The following is a 15119-nucleotide window of genomic DNA, read 5'->3' on the forward strand; positions in this document are numbered from 1 at the left end:
CCGCCGGGAAGTCCCGGGCCCGCCGATCCTGACGCCTTGAACTTGCCGAACGCTTGCGCCGCCGCAAGCCCCCTTGAGTACGGTGAGGAAACGCGTTATTTCTGTCCCGCCCTCATCACAAGGTCTGCGCCACAGCGCGCCCGTGAGCCACGAGGGTCCTGCCAAAACGGTTTCGCCAACCTGATCCTCGGGCCCCTCGCCGCAGCGCGGCCCGTCCCTCGGCGCCCGTCCCCCGGGCGCATGGCACAGAACCGGCCCTCCCACCTTCTCCGTCGGTTGCAAGACACTCCATGACGCAAAACCCCGACGCCCTCGCCGACGACATCGAGACCGCGGAGCCGGCTGAAATGCCCGCCGCCCTCGTGGGCGTCCGCGAGGTCAAGCTCCAGGACCTCAAGTCCAAGACGCCCACCGACCTCACGGCCTTCGCCGAGGAGGTCGAGGTCGAGAACGCCTCGACCATGCGCAAGCAGGAGCTGATGTTCGCCATCCTGAAGCAGCTCGCTGCCAAGGAGGTCGAGATCATCGGTTCGGGCACCGTCGAGGTGCTGCAGGACGGCTTCGGCTTCCTGCGCTCCTCCGACTCGAACTACCTGCCCGGTCCGGACGACATCTACATCTCGCCGACTCAGATCCGCCGCTTCGGCCTGCGCACCGGCGACACGGTCGAGGGTCCGATCCGCGGCCCCAAGGACGGCGAGCGCTACTTCGCGCTTCTGAAGGTCAACACGATCAACTTCGAGAATCCGGAGAAGATCAAGCACAAGGTCCATTTCGACAACCTGACGCCGCTCTTCCCCACGAAGCGGTTCAAGCTCGAGCTCGAGAATCCGACCAAGAAGGATTTCTCGCCCCGGATCATCGACATCGTCTCGCCGATCGGCAAGGGCCAGCGCGCCCTGATCGTGGCGCCGCCGCGCACGGGCAAGACCGTGCTGATGCAGAACATCGCCCAGTCGATCACCCTGAACCATCCCGAGTGCTACCTGATCGTGCTGCTCATCGACGAGCGGCCCGAGGAGGTCACCGACATGCAGCGCTCGGTGAAGGGCGAGGTCATCGCCTCGACCTTCGACGAGCCGGCCACCCGCCACGTGCAGGTCGCCGAGATGGTCATCGAGAAGGCCAAGCGCCTCGTGGAGCACGGGCGCGACGTCGTCATCCTGCTCGACTCGATCACACGGCTGGGCCGCGCCTACAACACCGTGGTGCCGTCCTCCGGCAAGGTGCTCACCGGCGGCGTCGACGCCAACGCCCTGCAGCGGCCCAAGCGCTTCTTCGGCGCCGCCCGCAACATCGAGGAGGGCGGCTCGCTCTCGATCATCGCCACCGCGCTCATCGACACCGGCTCGCGCATGGACGAGGTGATCTTCGAGGAGTTCAAGGGCACCGGCAACTCCGAGATCATCCTGGACCGCAAGGTCTCCGACAAGCGCATCTTCCCAGCGATCGACATCACCCGCTCGGGCACCCGCAAGGAGGAGCTGCTGGTCCCGCCGGACGCCCTCAAGAAGACCTACGTGCTGCGCCGCATCCTCAACCCGATGGGCGTCACCGACGCGATCGAGTTCCTCCTCGACAAGCTGCGCCAGACCAAGAGCAACGGCGACTTCTTCGACTCGATGAACACCTGAGGCGACGCCACGGGTATCCCGGCCGCCCGCCGCATCCGGGGTCCGCACGTCGGCGGACCTCGCGGGAGAGCTCCGGGGATCGCCGGGCCGGCCGGTGCCTCTGCCCGTGTCCCGCCGCGGCACAGTTGCGCCCCGCCGCCCGGCGCGGCCGTTGACCGTCCTCTAACCGGTCCCTGCCAGGATCATCACCGGGCGCCAGGTTGCGTATCGGCCCCGCGACAGCCCCGCCGGCCGGTCGAACCCGGCGGTGGGGCTCGTCGCAGCCCCCGCGTCCGGGGCGGCCGCCGACTTGCGCCCGACGCCGGATCCGTGACACTGGCGCGATGCCCCGCTCGCCCTGGATCGGCCCGGACCCGCTCCTCCTCGCCTCCACCAGCCCGACCCGGCGCCTTCTTCTGGAGAGCGCCGCCCTGCCGGTCGAGACCGCCGCCCCCGACGTGGACGAGCGCGCCCTGGAGGCGCAGTGCGCCGGCCTGTCCCCGGCCGACCTCGCCCTGACCCTGGCCCGCGCCAAGGCCCGCGCGGTGGCGGCCCGGTTCCCCGGGCGGCTGGTGGTCGGCGCCGACCAAGTGCTCGCTCTCGACGGCACCGTGTTCCACAAGCCGGAAGACGCCGCCTCGGCCCGGGCGCAGCTCGCCCGGCTCGCCGGCCGGACCCACACCCTGCACGCCGCCGTGGCGCTGGCCGGTCCGGTCACGGACGCCTTCGTGGAGACCGCGCGGCTGACCCTGCGCCCCCTCGATGACCGGGCCATCGCGGCCTATGTGGACTGCGCCGGCGCGGACCGGGTGCGGTCGAGCGTCGGCGGCTATCAGCTCGAAGGGCCGGGGATCCACCTGTTCGAATCGGTCGCGGGCGACCACAGCACCGTCCTGGGCCTGCCGCTGCTGCCGCTCCTCGCGCGGCTCCGCGCCGCCGGGCGTCTGGATTTCTGAGGGAGCACCGCCTTGGCGGGACACGACCACGCGCATGGCGGCCCTGCTCGGGGCAGCCCCGGGCCCGGGAGCCATTCCCACGGGGGACACGGCGGGCATGGGGGGCACGGGGGACACGCCCACGGCGGCCACGCGCACGCGCCGAAGGATTTCGGCGCGGCCTTCGCCATCGGCATCGGGCTGAACACCGCCTTCGTGGTGGTGGAGGCCGTCTACGGCTATCTCAGCAATTCCATGTCGCTCGTGGCCGATGCCGGCCATAACCTCTCGGACGTACTGGGCCTCGCCGCCGCCTGGATCGCCGCGATCCTGGTCCGGCGGCGCGCCACCGCGCGCTTCACCTACGGCTACCGGGGCTCCTCGATCCTGGCCGCCCTGTTCAACGCGGTGTTCCTGCTGATCGCCATGGGTGCGGTGATCTGGGAGGCCCTGGTCCGGCTGGTCCATCCCGAGCCCGTGGCGGGCACGACCGTGATGGTGGTGGCCGCCATCGGGATCCTGGTCAACGGCCTGACCGCGTGGCTCTTCGCCAGCGGCGCCAAGGGCGACATCAACGTCCGCGGCGCCTTCCTGCACATGATGGCCGACGCCGCGGTCTCGGCCGGGGTCGTGGTGGCGGGCCTCGTGATCCAGCTGACCGGCCTCGCCTGGCTCGACCCCGCGGTCAGCCTCGTCATCGCCGCCCTCGTCGTCTGGGCGACCTGGGGACTCCTGCGCGACAGCGTGGCGATGTCCCTCGATGCGGTGCCGCCGGAGATCTCCCCGGAGGCGGTCACCGGCTTCCTGCGCGACCGGCCCGGCGTCGCCGACCTCCACGACCTGCATATCTGGCCGATGAGCACCACCAGCATCGCCCTCACCGTCCACCTCGTGATGGAAGAGGGCCATCAGGCGCACCGGACGCCCGGCAACGGCTTCCTGAACGAGACGGCGGACGGCCTGCGCGCGCGCTTCGGCATCGGCCACGCCACGGTGCAGATCGAGGAGGCCGGCGGCCCGGCCTGCCGCCTCGCGACGGCGTGCGCGGCATGAGCGCCGCCGCGCCGCCCCGCGCCTTCGTGGTCGGCCACCCGATCGCCCATTCGCGCTCGCCGCTGATCCACGGCCACTGGCTCGCCGCGCACGGGATTCCCGGCTCCTACGAGCGCCTGGACGTGGCGCCCGAGGCGTTTCCGGACTTCGTCCGCGGCCTGCCGGCCTCCGGCTACCGGGGCGGCAACGTCACCCTCCCCCACAAGGAAGCGGCCTTCGCGCTCGCCGACACCCTGACGGCGCGGGCCGAGAGGATCGGGGCCGTGAACACCCTGGTGGTCGAGCCGGACGGCCGGATCCGCGGCGACAACACCGACGCGCCGGGCTTCTGCGCCCATCTCGACCAGGCCCTGGGGGCGGACTGGCCGGCGCGGGGCACGGCCGTGGTCCTGGGGGCCGGCGGGGCGGCGCGCGCCATCGTGGCCGGCCTCGCCGAGCGCGGCGTGCCGCGCATCCTGGTGGCCAACCGCACCCCGGCCCGGGCCGAGGCGGTCGCGGCGCTCGCGCCGGGCATCGGCGCGGCGCTGGCCTGGGACGACCTGCCGTCGGCGCTGGAGGCGGCCGGGCTCCTCGTCAACACCACGTCGCTCGGCATGAAGGGCCAGCCGCCCCTCGACCTCGACCTCGCGCCCCTGCCGGCCCGGGCCGCGGTGGCCGACATCGTCTACGCGCCGCTGGAGACGGCCCTGCTGGCCGCCGCGCGGGAACGGGGCCTCGCCGCCGCGGACGGGCTGGGGATGCTGCTGCACCAGGCGGTGCCGGGCTTCGAGGCCTGGTTCGGGCTGCGCCCGACCGTGACCCCGGCCCTGCGCGACCGGATCGTGGCGGATCTCGCCCCATGAGGCCGAAGGCCGGTTCCGGACCCGTCGTGCTCGGGCTCACCGGCTCGATCGGCATGGGCAAGTCGGCCACCGCGGCGATGTTCGCGCGGCTCGGCGTCCCGGTCCACGATGCGGATGCGGCCGTGCACGCCCTCTACGGGCCGGGCGGTGCGGCCGCGGCGGCGATCGGGGAGGCCTTCCCGGGCGTGCGCGACGCGGAGGGCGGCGTCGACCGGACGCGCCTGCGCGCCGCCGTGCTGGGCGCCCCCGACCGGATGGCGGTCCTCGAGAGACTCGTCCACCCGCTGGTCCGGGCGGCCAGCACGGCGTTCCTGGCCCGGCACGCGGACGCGCCCCTGGTCGTCCTCGACATCCCGCTCCTCTACGAGACCGGCGGCGAGGGCCGCTGCGACGCGGTCGCGGTGGTGAGCGCGCCGCCGGACGTCCAGCGCGCCCGGGTGCTCGCCCGCCCCGGCATGGACGAGGCGGCCTTCGCGGCGATCCTCGCCAAGCAGATGCCCGATGCCGAGAAGCGCGCCCGGGCGGATTTCGTGATCGACACGAGCCGGGGTTTTCCCGCTGCCGAGGCCGCGGTGGCGGGGATCGTCGCCCGGCTGACGGAGGGGGGTGCGCCGACGCACCGGGCGGACGGATGACACGGCCGCACGGCCGCATATCTGCGGGTGCCGGTCGCGCGGGCGCGAACCGGCCACGGGGTGGACGCGATGGGACGGCGGTTCGGAATGGTCGATCGGACCGGGCGCGCCGGAATCCTGGCGGTGACGGCCCTGCTCGGAACGACACCGGCGCAGGCCCCGTACGCCGCGTCCTGTCCGCCGCCCCTGAAGCTGGCCGCCGGCGCCTGCCTGGCCGCCTGCCCGGCCGGCTACGCGGATCAGGGCCGCGTCTGCCTCTACCGCAACAGCTCGCGCTGAGGGGCACGGGAGCTTAACCACGCCGGCCTATCCGGGTAGGATCCGCCCCCCATCTGCGAGCCGCGAGACCCATGCTGCGCGAGATCGTCCTCGACACCGAGACCACCGGCACCGAGGCGAAGGGGGGCGACCGGCTGATCGAGATCGGCGCGGTGGAGCTCCTCAACCACATCCCGACGGGCCGGACCTTCCACCGCTACTGCAACCCTCAGCGCGCCGTCTCCGAGGGCGCGTTCAACGTCCACGGCCTGTCCGACGCGTTCCTGTCCGACAAGCCGCCCTTCGCCGACATCGTGGGCGAACTCCTGGCCTTCCTCGCCGACGGGCGCCTCGTCATCCACAACGCGCCCTTCGACGTCGGCTTCCTCAACATGGAATACGCGCGGCTCGGGGCGAACGCCCCCCCGCCAATCCGGCTGGAGGACGTGGTCGACACGCTGCCCATGGCCCGGCGCAAGCACCCGGGGGCGGCCAACAATCTCGACGCCCTCTGCAACCGCTACGGCATCGACAACACCCGGCGCACCAAGCACGGGGCGCTCCTCGACGCGCAGATCCTGGCGGAGGTCTATGTCGAGTTGCTCGGCGGCAAGCAGACCAGCCTCGGCCTCACGGCGGCGGCGACCGCGGCCCCGGCGGCGGGGTCGTCCGGCCGCGAGGCGGCCCCGGCGATGTCCCGACCCTACCGGAGCCGCCTGACCGAGGCGGAGCGCGCCCGCCACGACGGCTTCCGGGCGAGCCTCGGTCCCGCCGCGATCTGGTCCGAGTATATCGGCGCGGACGATCCCGCCTGACCGGTCCGCGCCCGAGGGCGTTGCCGCATCGCACATCGGCGTTTATTGCAATGCACAATAGGTTGTCGGCGCTCCCACCCGCCGGGTGGTGACGCCGAGGCACGCGGCGGCACCGGCGAGCCGGTCCCGCCCGCGGCAGGAATGCTGAGGCAACGAGGCGCGCACGCATGGCCGAGAATTTCGGGACTCGCGACAGGGACAACGAGGCCCAGGACGGCATATCCCGCGGCGGGTCGCCCCTCGCCGACATGATCGAGGCCACCCGCCTCACCGGCCTCGGCCGCCTGGAGGAGGCGACCGCCCTGATCCAGCGCAGCCTCGGCGGCCACAGGGCGGCCCCGCCGGCGGCTCCCGCCCGCAGCGACGAGACCCGGGCCGATACAGGGGCCGAAACACGGGCCGAGACCTCCCGCGGCGCGGCTGAGTCGGGGACGCGGGTGCGCGAGGTGGTCGGCCACGTGGTGCGCGGCCTCGCGCCGGTGCTGAAGGGCCTCGGCAGCCCCCGGCGCCCGTCCGCGCCCCCCGGTGAGCGGAAGCGCCCCGCCGGCAGCCAGTTCGTGGCTCTGAGCCACGCCGAGACCGCCGGCACCCGCGAGTACAAGCTGTTCATCCCGAGCCATCCGGAGGCGCGGGCGCCGCTGATCGTCATGCTGCACGGCTGCACGCAGAACCCGGACGATTTCGCCGCCGGCACCGGCATGAACGAACTGGCCGAGCGCGCGGGCGTGTATGTCGCCTATCCGGCGCAGAGCCGTCAGGCCCACGCCCAGCGCTGCTGGAACTGGTACGAGCCCCGCGACCAGGCCCGGGGATCGGGCGAGGCGGCGATTATCGCGGGCCTCACCCACGCGATCGTGGCGGAGCACCCGATCGACCCAGCACGGGTCTACATCGCCGGCCTGTCGGCCGGCGGCGCGGCCGCCCTCAACATCGCCCGGGCCTATCCCGACCTCTACGCCGCCGTGGGCGTCCATTCGGGCCTCGCCGCCGGCTGCGCCCGCGACCTGGGCTCGGCGCTGATGGCCATGCAGGTCGGCGCGCCGGGCCTCGGCGCCGCGACCGCCTTCGGGGCGCCGGCCGCGGCGATCCGGGTGCCCACCATCATCGTCCACGGCGAGGATGACGGTACGGTGAGCGTGCGCAACGCCGACCAGGTGCTGGCGCAGGCCAACGTCGCGGACCTGACCGCGCGGTCCGAGACCATCGAGGGCCGCGGCCACCCCTTCACCCGCACCCGCTACCGGGATGCCTCCGGGCGCGTCGTCGTCGAGGATTGGCGGGTGCGCGGCGCCGGCCATGCCTGGTCGGGCGGCCACCCCGAGGGCAGCTATACGGACCGCGAGGGGCCCGACGCCTCCCGCGCCATGCTCGACTTCTTCGCCGAGCACCGGCTGGGCCCGCAGCGCCGATAAAGGGTTCCCCAGGGGCAAGCCCTCCGGCGGGCCGCCGGGGCGGGCTCGGGCTTCAGCGCGCCGTGCCCGCTTGCAGGGCGCCGCCCCGCACCCCCACAAGGTCCCGGACCTTCAGAAACCACGATTTCCACGGACCATCATGACCGCGATCCCGACCCTCGACGGCCTCTCGAACGTCGCCGACCGGTACGACCTGATCCTCTGCGATGTCTGGGGCGTGCTGCACGATGGCCAGAAGGCGCACGAACCCGCCGGCGCGGCGCTGATCCGCTTCCGCGGCCTGTCGGGAGACCGGCCGCGCCGGGTGATCCTCGTCTCGAACGCCCCGCGGCCCGGCGACGGCGTGGGGCGCATCCTCGACCGGTTCGGCGTGCCGCGGGAGGCCTACGACGCGATCCTGACCTCGGGCGACCTCACCCGCGGCCTGATCGCCCAGCGCCCCGGCGCCCGGATCCGGCATCTCGGGCCGGAGCGCGACCTCGGCATCTTCCAGGACCTCGACCTCAGCCTCGTCCCCGAGGGGGAGGCCGACCTCGTGGTCTGCACCGGGCTGTTCGACGACCGCAGCGAGACCGAGGAGGATTACCGCGAGGAACTCACGCGCTGCGCCACCCGGGGGCTGCCGATGATCTGCGCCAACCCCGACCTCGTGGTCGAGAGCGGCGACCGGCTGATCCCCTGCGCGGGCCTCCTCGCGGCCGCCTACGCGGAGATCGGCGGCACCGTCGTCTATGCCGGCAAACCGCACCGCCCGGTCTACGAGGCGGCCCTCGGCAAGGGGGCGGACCTGACCGGCGCCCCGGTGGACCCGACCCGGGTCCTGGCGATCGGCGACGCGATCCGCACCGACATCGCGGGCGCCAGCGGCTTCGGCATCGCGAGCCTCCTGGTGGCGCGGGGCATCCACGCGGGGGAACTCGGCGTCACCGCCGCGCATCACCGGCTCGGCGACGTGGCGGAATGGCTCGGCCGGCAGGCGGTGCACCCGGACGCGGTGATCGAGCGGCTGGTCTGGTAGGCACCGGCGCCGCACGATCCGGTGAATGCACGCATCGGGTCGAACAGGTCTGGCCCTCGGAGCGGTCCGTCGGCCACGCGAGCCCCGATACGAGGGGCCGCCCGGTTCAAGGATCGGACGCCTGCATACGCCCCGTGACCCCACGGCGATGGCCGAGAGCCTGCGCTCGCCGCCCGGCGGATCGCCGTCGCCCACAGGGACAGCCCGGGATGCGGGGCCCGCCAGCTCGGCTGGCGGGCCTGGAACATCCTTGCGGCGGAGGGCTCGCGGCGCGACGACCACGAGACGGGCTTCGATCCGCGGGTCGACTGCGCGCTCATCCGGTACAGGGCCGACGTCGCGGCGCCGGTTCCGGCCCGGCGGGGATCCGGCATCGGGCCGCTGACGCAGCCGTTCCTTCGTAGGGCGCCCCTTCGTAGAGTGACCGTCGTAGGGTGACCTTCGGCCCGGCGGTCGGGATCGCCGGGCCGATCCACCGGCGCCGACACCGCCCGCGCCGGCGTAGCGCGGGCGCCAAGCCGCCGATCTCATCACCGGAAGCGGACCTATGACCGAGCCTGTATCCACCGCCGCCCATGCCCGGACCATCCTGGCCGCGCACGAGCATCGGCGCCCGATCCCGCCGCTGACCGGCTGGGATCCGGCCCTCGACCTGCCGGCCGCCTACCGGGTGGCCGCGGAGGTCCGGCGGCTGCGGGAGGCGCGGGGCGAGCGTCCGGCGGGCCGCAAGATCGGCTTCACCAACACGACGATCTGGGAGCGGTACGGCGTCGGCGCCCCGATCTGGGGCCACGTCTACGACACGACCCTGCGTGACCGGGACGCCCTGACGGGGCCGGTGGCGCTCGCCGCCTTCGTGGAACCCCGGATCGAGCCGGAGATCGTGTTCGGCCTCGCCCGCGCGCCGGAGCCCGGCCTGGACGCGGCGGCCCTGCTCGCGTGCTGCGACTGGGTGGCGAGCGGCTTCGAGATCGTGCAGTCGCTCTATCCCGGCTGGCGCTTCGCGGCCCCCGACACCGTCGCGGCCTTCGGGCTGCACGGGATGCTGGTGGTCGGCGAGCGCGTGCCCGTCGCCCGGGCGGACCCGCGGGCCTGGATCGGCGGCCTTGAGAGCTTCACGGCCGATCTCCTGTGCGACGGCGCCGTGGCGGATCGTGGCGGCGGCCGCAACGTCATGGGGACCGGGCCCCTGGCCGCCCTCGCCCACCTCGTCGATGTGCTGGCTAACGATCCGGCTGCGCCGCCGCTCGCCGCCGGCGAGGTCGTCACCACCGGCACCCTCACCGACGCGCTGCCGGTCGCCGCCGGCCAGGTGTGGCGCCTGCGGCTCGCGGGCCTGCCGCTGCCCGGCCTCGACCTCGCCCTGATCTGAACGACCCGCCCGGATCGCCGGGCCGGAACCCTGCGGATTTCCGGACCGGTTCGGGAACTCGGGCATTGGTAATGGTTAGCCGACATGCCAGATGCTGAGACATGCCCGGACGCCTGCGGAGACGCTACACGACCTTCCTCGTCTCCGTCACGGCGGGACGATCCCGCAGCCAGGGCACCACGGTCTACGCGGTCATGATGCCGGGGGCCGAGGAGGCGCTGGAGGCGGTCCGCGCGCGCGCCGACCCGGGCGCCACCGTGGCCATCGTGGGCAGCCTCTCCACCCGGATCGCCAAGGCCCTCAAGCTGAAGCCCGACGAGCCGCGCGCGGTGTAGGGCGGCCCGGGACCGGCCGCCCCGGTCCCGCGGCCGGAAGCCCCGGTCCCGGGCCGGAAGCCCCTGGCCCGGGCTCAATCCACCGCCAGCCGGTAGCCCACGCCCCGCACGGTCTGCAGGAAGACGGGGTTCGCGGGATCGACCTCGGTCTTGCGGCGCAGGCGGTTGATCTGCACGTCGACGGTGCGCTCCGCCGCCGCGCCGCCGCTGCCGGCGAGCTGCTCGCGCTCGACATTGGCGCCGCCCGCCATCGCCAGGACGGTCAGGATCTCGCGCTCGCGCTCGGTGATGCGGATCAGCTCGTCGTCCCGGCGCAGCTCGCCCCGGTCGATCCGGTACGCGAACGGACCGAAGGTCACGGATTCGGCGCCCGCCGCCCGGGGGCGCACGCCGCGCTTGATGATGTTGTTGAGCCGGAGGGTCAGCTCCCGCGGCTCGAAGGGCTTGGGCAGGTAATCGTCCGCGCCGATCTCCAGGCCCATCACCCGGTCGTTGGTGTTGGAGCGGGCCGTGAGCATCAGGATCGGCACCCGGGAGGTCTCGCGCACGCTGCGGGCGTAGTCGAAGCCGTTCTCGCCCGGCATCATCACGTCGAGCACCATCGCGTCGAACACCACGCTCTGGGCCCGCGCCCGCGCCTCCGCGGCGCTCGCCGCCGTGGTGACCCGGAAGCCCTGGTCGGTGAGGTAGCGGGCGAGCAGCTCCCGCAGCCGGCGGTCGTCGTCGACCACCAGGACGTGCGGGGCCTCGTCGGGCAGCTCCGCCCGGACGGGGATCGTCACGCGCCGCTCCCGCGCCGCGCCATCAGGCGTTGGACCGCCGGGCGGTCCTCCGGCTCGATCATGGCCATCAGGAAATCCTCCGGCGAGCCCCGTGCGTCCGGGGCGGCCAGCGCCCGCACGAGGCGACGGGCCTGGACGCGGGTGAGGTCGGCGGCCAGCCCCGCGCCGGCCTCCGTGCAGTAGAGCAGGCGCTGGCGCCGGTCGCTGGCGCCGGGCTTCTGCGCCACGTAGCCCTGGCCGATCAGGTCCTTGAGGACCCGGTTCAGGCTCTGCTTGGTGATGCGCAGGATGTCGAGGAGTTCGGCGATGGTCAGGCCCGGATAGCGGTCGACGAAGTGCAGCACCCGGTGGTGCGCCCGGCCGAAGCCGTAATCCGCCAGGATCCGGTCCGGATCGCCCACGAAGTCGCGGTAGGCGAAGAACAGGAGCTCGATCAGGTCGTCGCTGCCGAGGGTGGCCGGCGCGGCGACCGGGACGGGTTTGACCGCGAAGGACTCCTCGTGCGGGGCTGTCCGTGTCACGGCGCGGCCGCTCCCAACGTGATAGGTCAGTTTCGGTGACGTTTCTCAAGCAGGGCGGGGCCCGTCAACCCTGACGCGCCCCGAGGCACCCGGGCGCGTGACCCGCCCGGCCTGGCGGCGCCTCGCCCGCCCGACTCGCGCGTCCGCGCCCGGACCGGTCCGGGCACTTGCCCCCGGCCGGGCTTGCGGGCGATCCGGCCCCTCCGCTACGCAGTCCCGGGCGGACGGACGGAGCGATCGACCATGGCCGAGGCAGCTGAACCGGGGCGCCGCCTGTGGATCCGCGACCCGCTCGCCATCCTGGCCGAGGGGGCCGGCGGCGGGATCGTGGTCGCGGGAACCCGGATCGTCGAACACGTACCGGCCGGGGCACGGCCCGCGGGGCCCGTGGACGAGATCTTCGACGCGTCCCGCCACGTGGTCATCCCCGGGCTGATCAACACCCACCACCACGCCTTCCAGACGCTGACCCGCGCCCACCCGCTGGCGATCGACAAGCCGCTCTTCCCCTGGCTGAAGGCGCTCTACACGGTCTGGGGGCGGATCACCCCGGAGGCGTTCCGGCTGGCCACGCGGGTGGCCTTCACCGAACTGCTGCTCTCGGGCTGCACCACGGCGGGCGACCACCATTACCTGTTCCCCAGGGGGCTGGAGGATTCCGTGGACGTCCAGGTCGCGGAGGCCCGGGACCTGGGCATCCGCGCCTTCGTCACCCGCGGCTCCATGAGCCTGTCCGACCGGGAGGGCGGCCTGCCCCCGGAGGCGCTGACGCAGGACGACGACGCGATCCTCTCCGACAGCGAGCGGGTGCTGAACCTGTTCCACGACCCCGCCCCCGGCGCGATGGTGCAGATCGGGCTGGCGCCGTGCTCGCCCTTCGCGGTGACCAAGCGCCTGATGCGCGAGAGCGCGGACCTCGCCGCCCGCCACGGAGCCCGCCTGCACACCCATCTGGGCGAGACGCTGGACGAGGACGGCTATTGCCAGTCGATGTTCGGCTGCCGGCCCGTGGAGTACCTGGAGGAGGTCGGGTGGCTGAACGACCGGGTCTGGCTCGCCCACGGCATCCACTTCACCGATGCCGAGGTGGCCCGGCTCGGCGGGGCGGGGGTCGGCGTCTGCCACTGCCCGACCTCGAACATGACCCTGGCCTCGGGCCGCTGCCGCACCTGCGAACTGGAGGCGGCGGGCTCGCCCGTGGGCCTCGGGGTCGACGGCTCGGCCTCCAACGACAGCTCGAACCTGATGGAGGGGGTGCGTCACGCCCTGATGATCAACCGGCTCACCTACGGGGCGGAGGCCGTGACCCATCTGGATGCCCTGCGCTGGGCGACCGAGGGCTCGGCCGCCTGCCTCGGCCGCTCCGATATCGGCCGGATCGCGCCGGGCCGGGAGGCCGATCTCGCGCTGTTCACCCTGGAGGAACTGCGCTTCTCCGGCGCCCACGACCCGCTGGCCGCGCTGGTCCTGTGCGGCGCCACCCGGGCCGACCGGGTGATGGTGGCGGGGCGCTGGCGGGTGATCGACGGGCAGCCGCTCGGGGTCGATACCGGGATGCTCCACGAGGCGCATTCCCGGCTGGCGGTGGCGCTGTTCGGGACGCTGTAGGATCCGGCCGCCGGAGGGCCCGCGCCCGTCCGCGGTCTCCGCCCCGGTCCGGCCCTATCGGGACGGGTCGCCGGCCGCGACGGCGCTCATCCGCGGCCCGAGGGTCGTGACCGGCGAGGTGATCGACGGCGGCGCGACCGGCGTGCCCCGGCCCGATCCCTGGACCGGCTCACCGGAGGGGCGAGCCGGTCCGGCTGCGGGAACCGGCGCTCCTCAGAACAGCCCGTCGATCTGGCCGTTGGCGTCGAGGCGGATCGTGTCGGCGGCGGGCACCCGGGGCAGGCCCGGCATGGTCATGATCTCCCCGCAGATCGCCACCACGAAGCCGGCGCCGGCCGAGAGCCGCACGTCGCGCACCCCCACGATGTGGCCCTCCGGGGCACCCATCAGCCCCGGGTTGGTGGAGAACGAGTACTGCGTCTTGGCCATGCAGATCGGCAAGTGGCCGTAGCCGTCCTTCTCGAAGGCGGCGAGCTTGCCGGCCGCCTTGGCCTCGATCTGGATGTCGGCCGCGCCGTAGAGCTTGGTAGCGATCGACCGGATCTTCTCCGAGAGCGGCGCCTCCGTCTCGTAGGCGTGGCGGATCGGCGCCGGCTCGGCCTGCGCGAGCTTCACCACGGCCCGGGCGAGTTCCTCGGCCCCGGCCCCGCCCTCGGCCCAGTGGCGGCAGGTGATCGCCTCGACGTCGAGCCGCGCGCGGCACAGCTCCTTGAGCTTGGCGTGCTCGGCGTCGGTGTCGGCGTGGAAGTGGTTGACGCCGACCACCACCGGCAGGCCGAAGCCGCGCAGGTTGGTCACGTGCCGGGCGAGGTTGGCGAAGCCCTTCTCCAGGGCGTCGATGTTCTCGGCCCCGAGGTTCTTCTTGTCGACGCCGCCGTGCATCTTGAGGGCGCGGATCGTGGCGACCACCACGACCGCCGAGGGGGCCAGCCCCGCCTGCCGGCACTTGATGTCGAGGAACTTCTCGGCGCCCAGATCGGCGCCGAACCCGGCCTCGGTCACCGTGTAGTCGGCGAGCCGCAGGCCGGCCCGGGTGGCGATCACCGAGTTGCAGCCATGGGCGATGTTGGCGAAGGGGCCGCCATGGATCAGCGCGGGGTTGCCCTCCAGCGTCTGCACGAGGTTGGGCTGCAGGGCGTCCTTGAGCAGCACCGTCATGGCGCCGGTGGCCTTCACGTCCTTGAGGGTGACGAGCTTGCGGTCGCGGGTCTCGGCGATGACGATCCGGCCGAGGCGCTCCTCCAGGTCGGCGAGGTCACGCGCGAGGCAGAACACCGCCATCACCTCGGAGGCGACCGTGATGTCGAAGCCGTCCTCCCGGGGGAAGCCGTTGGCGACGCCGCCGAGCGACTGGGTGATCTGGCGCAGCGCCCGGTCGTTCATGTCGACGACGCGGCGCCAGTGGATGCGGCGCACGTCGATGTTGAGCTCGTTGGCCCAGTAGACGTGGTTGTCGATCAGCGCGGCCGCGAGGCTGTGGGCCGACGTGATGGCGTGGAAGTCGCCGGTGAAGTGCAGGTTGATCTGCTCCATCGGCACGACCTGCGCCTTGCCGCCGCCGGCCGCGCCGCCCTTCATGCCGAAGCACGGCCCGAGCGAGGGCTCGCGCAGGCAGATCATGGTCTTCTCGCCGATGCGGTTCAGGGCGTCGCCCAGGCCCACCGTGGTGGTGGTCTTGCCCTCGCCCGCCGGCGTCGGCGAGATGGCGGTCACCAGCACGAGCTTGCCGGGCGTCCGGCTCTCCAGCCCGGCGATGTAGCCGTGGTCGATCTTGGCGATGTGCCGGCCGTAATTGTGGAGTGCGTCATCCGGGATGCCCAGCGTCTCGGCGACCTGTGCGATCGGCTTCAGGGTCGCGGCGCGGGCGATCTCGATGTCTGACGGCATGGGCGTTCCCTCCCTGGATTGCGGGCTCGGAGC

General features: G+C 73.2%; 15 protein-coding genes. 12 read left to right on the plus strand and 3 right to left on the minus strand.

The features are described 5' to 3' along the window. Nucleotides 1-290 precede the first annotated feature (290 nt). From rho to MFF58_RS15125, 11 genes are all read left to right on the plus strand, one after another. On the plus strand, nucleotides 291-1634 hold the full coding sequence (gene rho, locus MFF58_RS15075) for a transcription termination factor Rho (RefSeq protein WP_373323345.1): 1344 nt from the start codon (nucleotides 291-293) through the stop codon (nucleotides 1632-1634). Between the two features lie 323 nt (nucleotides 1635-1957). Beyond that, on the plus strand, nucleotides 1958-2569 hold the full coding sequence (locus MFF58_RS15080; RefSeq protein ID WP_238289344.1) for a Maf family protein: 612 nt from the start codon (nucleotides 1958-1960) through the stop codon (nucleotides 2567-2569). A 12-nt stretch (nucleotides 2570-2581) separates the two neighbouring features. Continuing rightward, complete coding sequence (locus MFF58_RS15085) at nucleotides 2582-3601, plus strand: cation diffusion facilitator family transporter (protein ID WP_238289346.1); 1020 nt, start codon at nucleotides 2582-2584, stop codon at nucleotides 3599-3601. Continuing rightward, nucleotides 3598-4443: a shikimate dehydrogenase gene (locus MFF58_RS15090; RefSeq protein ID WP_238289348.1), complete on the plus strand. Its 846-nt coding sequence runs from the start codon at nucleotides 3598-3600 to the stop codon at nucleotides 4441-4443. The genes MFF58_RS15085 and MFF58_RS15090 overlap by 4 nt, the downstream gene beginning before the upstream one ends. Further along, complete coding sequence (coaE, locus tag MFF58_RS15095) at nucleotides 4440-5078, plus strand: dephospho-CoA kinase (RefSeq protein WP_238289350.1); 639 nt, start codon at nucleotides 4440-4442, stop codon at nucleotides 5076-5078. Before MFF58_RS15090 ends, coaE begins: the two co-directional genes overlap by 4 nt. A gap of 87 nt (nucleotides 5079-5165) precedes the next feature. After that, entirely contained in the window at nucleotides 5166-5357 is a 192-nt protein-coding gene (locus MFF58_RS15100) for a hypothetical protein (RefSeq protein WP_238289352.1), read from the plus strand. 71 nt (nucleotides 5358-5428) lie between these two features. After that, a complete protein-coding gene (dnaQ, locus tag MFF58_RS15105; protein WP_238289354.1) occupies nucleotides 5429-6151 on the plus strand; it encodes a DNA polymerase III subunit epsilon in 723 nt (240 codons plus the stop codon). A gap of 167 nt (nucleotides 6152-6318) precedes the next feature. After that, nucleotides 6319-7563, plus strand: coding sequence for an extracellular catalytic domain type 1 short-chain-length polyhydroxyalkanoate depolymerase (locus tag MFF58_RS15110; RefSeq protein WP_238289356.1), 1245 nt, complete (start codon nucleotides 6319-6321; stop codon nucleotides 7561-7563). A gap of 139 nt (nucleotides 7564-7702) precedes the next feature. After that, entirely contained in the window at nucleotides 7703-8581 is an 879-nt protein-coding gene (locus tag MFF58_RS15115) for a TIGR01459 family HAD-type hydrolase (protein ID WP_238289358.1), read from the plus strand. 547 nt (nucleotides 8582-9128) lie between these two features. Continuing rightward, the gene (locus tag MFF58_RS15120; protein ID WP_238289359.1) at nucleotides 9129-9953 is read left to right on the plus strand and encodes a 2-keto-4-pentenoate hydratase; all 825 of its coding nucleotides are present in this window, start codon (nucleotides 9129-9131) and stop codon (nucleotides 9951-9953) included. A 101-nt stretch (nucleotides 9954-10054) separates the two neighbouring features. Further along, entirely contained in the window at nucleotides 10055-10288 is a 234-nt protein-coding gene (locus MFF58_RS15125; RefSeq protein ID WP_238289361.1) for a hypothetical protein, read from the plus strand. A 74-nt stretch (nucleotides 10289-10362) separates the two neighbouring features. Here the strand turns inward: MFF58_RS15125 and MFF58_RS15130 are convergent, their stop codons facing one another. Both MFF58_RS15130 and MFF58_RS15135 read right to left on the minus strand, forming a co-directional pair. Further along, entirely contained in the window at nucleotides 10363-11070 is a 708-nt protein-coding gene (locus tag MFF58_RS15130) for a response regulator (protein ID WP_238289363.1), read from the minus strand. After that, nucleotides 11067-11591, minus strand: a complete 525-nt coding sequence (locus MFF58_RS15135) for a MarR family winged helix-turn-helix transcriptional regulator (RefSeq protein WP_238289365.1) — start codon at nucleotides 11589-11591, stop codon at nucleotides 11067-11069. The genes MFF58_RS15130 and MFF58_RS15135 overlap by 4 nt, the downstream gene beginning before the upstream one ends. Before the next feature lie 243 nt (nucleotides 11592-11834). Here MFF58_RS15135 and MFF58_RS15140 point away from each other — a divergent pair, with 243 nt between their 5' ends. After that, complete coding sequence (locus tag MFF58_RS15140; protein WP_238289368.1) at nucleotides 11835-13199, plus strand: 8-oxoguanine deaminase; 1365 nt, start codon at nucleotides 11835-11837, stop codon at nucleotides 13197-13199. Nucleotides 13200-13412: 213 nt separating this feature from the next. Here MFF58_RS15140 and MFF58_RS15145 read toward each other — a convergent pair whose 3' ends face one another. Next, nucleotides 13413-15086, minus strand: coding sequence for a formate--tetrahydrofolate ligase (locus tag MFF58_RS15145; RefSeq protein ID WP_238289370.1), 1674 nt, complete (start codon nucleotides 15084-15086; stop codon nucleotides 13413-13415). Nucleotides 15087-15119: the final 33 nt, after the last annotated feature.

Origin of the sequence: Methylobacterium longum, assembly GCF_022179385.1 — a bacterium.
Lineage (GTDB): Bacteria > Pseudomonadota > Alphaproteobacteria > Rhizobiales > Beijerinckiaceae > Methylobacterium > Methylobacterium longum.